Source organism: Yoonia sediminilitoris, from assembly GCF_003058085.1.
Taxonomy (GTDB): Bacteria; Pseudomonadota; Alphaproteobacteria; order Rhodobacterales; family Rhodobacteraceae; genus Yoonia; species Yoonia sediminilitoris.
On sequence record NZ_QBUD01000040.1, the window covers coordinates 1 to 3,368 of the forward strand.

A 3,368-nucleotide genomic window follows, 5' to 3' on the forward strand; every position below is an offset into this window, starting at 1 on the left:
AGCTAACTTCTGATGATTGGGACTCGAGAATGCTTACCTCCACTCGCCTAAGGTTCGAAAACCTCGCGCACATACATTGGTATAACGATGACCGCGATCGTCCGTTCCGCGCCGCTGAACAGAGCCGCCAGTTCGGGAATGCTGGAACTGATCTCCAAATCCCCGTTAAGCGCACGGCCCAGCGGAGCGCTCATTGCCAGATCTGACAATTGCTCAAAACGGTTGAGGTGATGAATGGTGGAATCAACGTTTGAATAGGATTGAGATTCCCTGGCCGCCCATGAAAGCGGACCGGCGGTATATGCAAGCGACAACGACAACTCGCCTCCATCAGCGTTCATGGACCACTCTTCGGTCAGCTTGGGTGGCGCGCTGTCATTGCTTTCAACGCTGCTGCTGCGACTGATATTTGCCAAGCGCGCATTCCCGTAAGGATCGTTGCCATCCACCGTGGCGAATACCTTGGTGACGAAAGTGCGAACTTCGTCAGTGGTTGTTGATTTGCCAAGGCTTGCCATCGCAATGGCGCGATAGGACGCCGGGTCGTTTGGCTTTCCTTCCGCATCCATTCCAAGATACCGGTCCGCGAAAATCAAAAGAGAATTCGCGCCCTTTAGCGCACCACTCGGGAATGGGAACAACGTCCAGCCTTCTGGCATCATGGCTTGCACGGCATCGTTCTCAAACTGCATTGCAACAAGAACACGACTGTCCACGTTGGAACCAGTCAAGGTTTGGGCGGATGCGTGAAGCGCCGATAAAACAGAGATAAAGCATACTGATACCATCATGATAACTCTGCGAAAACGTAAGAAACTCATAGCTACCTCCATAAGGTGTTATTGGCTTGGCTCAGGCACTGATCCTGGGCCGCGGCAGTCTGCGAAAGTCAGTGTGCGCCAAGGGGTGGGCCAGTGAACACCTGCCCAAAACCGGCGGAGATCCGGCTCAGTTCATCGAGCTGATCGGGCAACTTTAGGTGCCTTGTTGCTGAGAAGAACCCCTCGAAACCGCCAGGGGTTACGATAACCAGCAGTTTTCCTCCGGTCGCATCCGGGAAATGAAACGTGTGATCGACGCCGCGGGGCACGAACACAACCTCTCCTGCGCCAAGCGTGACATATTGATCGCCCGACTGAAACTCTGCCCGTCCCTCAAGGACGAAAAGTGCTTCGCCAGCGTCTTCATGGATGTGAAGCGGCGGACCGCCCGGGGCCGAGGACTGCGTGGTGAACATGCCCATGGACCCTTCGGTGCCATCGCGTTCCAGAAGGACATGGATTTTTGAGCCGTTCCATTCCATCGGTTCATGTGCGCCGGCCGCTCCGGCAAGCGCCATCAGGATGATTGTCAGGGGTGTTCGCATCTTTTGTACCTCCATGCTTTTTGAATGATCTTGTGTCTGGCGTGGCTGCCGACCGATCTGCGGTGTTTCCCAAGGGTCGAGAATTTGGTCCGCGGGCCAAGTTGGCATATGCTGAAGTCTCAACGCGAACAGCCCTGATTCACCTAACTAAAACCGATGAAAAATTACGAATTTGCAAAGAATGGCTTGGTTCTTGACGGTGCAGACGGCAGCCTCACGACGCGCTCTGGCGATCCTGTTGAATTGCGACCTCAAACCCGGGAAGTTCTGAAATTTCTGGCCGAGCATCCCGAAAAAACCCTCACCAAGGCGGATTTTGCCGAAGCAGTTTGGGAAGGTCGGCAGGTCAGCGAGGATAGCCTTGTTCAATGTATCGCAGAAATTCGAAATGCCATTGGAGATGCGGACAGGCGGATCATCGAAACCGTCCCACGCAAAGGGTACCGTTTTGCGCCGCCGCAACCTGCAACAACCGGGCATGCCAAACGGACAACTCTGTTGGCCGTGGTTCTGGTCGCCCTCGTTGGCGTTGTCGGTTTCTTTCTTTGGCGCAGCGATGGTCAAACCCACCCGCCAGTTGTCGCCGTCCTGCCCTTTGATGATCTGAGCGCGGAGCCCGATCGAGGTTATTTGCAAGATGCCTTAAGCGAGGGTGTCATCACGGAACTCGCCCGTTTCCCCCAGTTTCGCGTTGTCGCCCGTAATTCCAGCTTTCAATTCCGCGACAAGCCTACGGATATTCGCGAAATAGGTCGTATTTTGGGGGCTGGCTATGTGGTTGAAGGCAGCCAACAGCTTGATGGCACCCGTTTAAGGGTAACGGTTCAACTGATTGAGACAGAGTCTGGGGTTCACGTATTTGCCAAGCGGTACGATCGAAATATTCATGACCTGTTTTCGGTTCAGGATGAAATCGTGCGCCAGGTATCCTCAGTTGTTGGGCAGACGGTTTTGAGCGAGATGCCTCGTCGCACTTCCGCCCGAGACGTCGATTCCCGCCTTCGAGGCCTGCAGGCGCGAAATATCATGAGCCAGCTGAGCTATGAAAACTGGCAAAAGGCCATGGCCCTCGAAGAAACTTCAATTCGCGAAGAACCGGATTCTGCCTGGGGCTACATCGGCAAATCGCTAATGCTTGGGGCTGCAGCAGCCTTGGGTTGGATGGAGCCGCGCGACGAAGTTCTGGATGAGGCCGTTGACCTCGCGAACACGGCGATGCGACTCGATCCAGAAAACTACATGTCCCATTTCACTTTGGCCCGGATCCTCACGCGGAAAGAGAATTTTGCGGAATCGATCTTGCACTACCAAAGGTCTGCTGAGTTGAACCCATCCGACTCCCTGATCCTGATCGGATCTTCGATTCCTCTTTTGTATCTTGGGCGCACCGACGAGGCGATCAACAGTCTAAACAGGGCGAAAGAGGTTGACCCTCTCCACGGGGACTGGCTGCGCTGGCAATTGGGCAAAGCTTACTGGCAGAACAACGAATGCGACAGGGCTTTGGAGGCGATGCAAAGTATGGCTTCACCAGTTGCGGCCGCCAGTATGACAGTTGCATTGATCCACATATGCCTTGATCAACCGGAATTGGCCCGATCCGCCATGAATGTGTTTCTGGAATCCCGTCCGACACACACATTGGAGGCAGAGGCAGCAAAGACCCCCAAGAACTGGAAGCCGGATGGAATGGTAGAGCGCTATCTTCAAGGGCTAAAACAGGCTGGACTGAACTAGCGATCCGGTCGAACTACCGAATTCGTTTCGGACCGCTTTGTCCGCTGACCGAAGTACTCGTTTCAAGAATACTGTGCGATGCACAAACGTCAGCAATGCGAAAGCCGCGGGGCGGCGTTGTGAGACTGAGTCAATTTCCAGTATGGGCCGTTGTCGCTGCCACCGACGTCGGCTTTCCGTCCATTCTTCGAACGGCAGGTTGCTTGTGATGAGTGTTGAGACACGCTGAGCAGTGTTTATCTTCGAGTGACCTGCACGATTCTGT

General features: G+C 54.5%; 3 protein-coding genes. 1 reads left to right on the plus strand and 2 read right to left on the minus strand.

Going from position 1 to position 3,368, the window contains the following annotated elements:
- Window positions 1–47: 47 nt before the first annotated feature.
- Window positions 48–821, minus strand: a complete 774-nt coding sequence (locus tag C8N45_RS22840) for a hypothetical protein (protein ID WP_133176042.1) — start codon at window positions 819–821, stop codon at window positions 48–50.
- A gap of 68 nt (window positions 822–889) precedes the next feature.
- A complete protein-coding gene (locus C8N45_RS22845) occupies window positions 890–1,366 on the minus strand; it encodes a cupin domain-containing protein (protein ID WP_168769581.1) in 477 nt (158 codons plus the stop codon).
- Between the two features lie 156 nt (window positions 1,367–1,522).
- On the opposite strand from C8N45_RS22845, the gene C8N45_RS22850 reads away from it, so the two are divergent.
- On the plus strand, window positions 1,523–3,103 hold the full coding sequence (locus C8N45_RS22850; RefSeq protein ID WP_108389356.1) for a winged helix-turn-helix domain-containing tetratricopeptide repeat protein: 1,581 nt from the start codon (window positions 1,523–1,525) through the stop codon (window positions 3,101–3,103).
- Window positions 3,104–3,368: the final 265 nt, after the last annotated feature.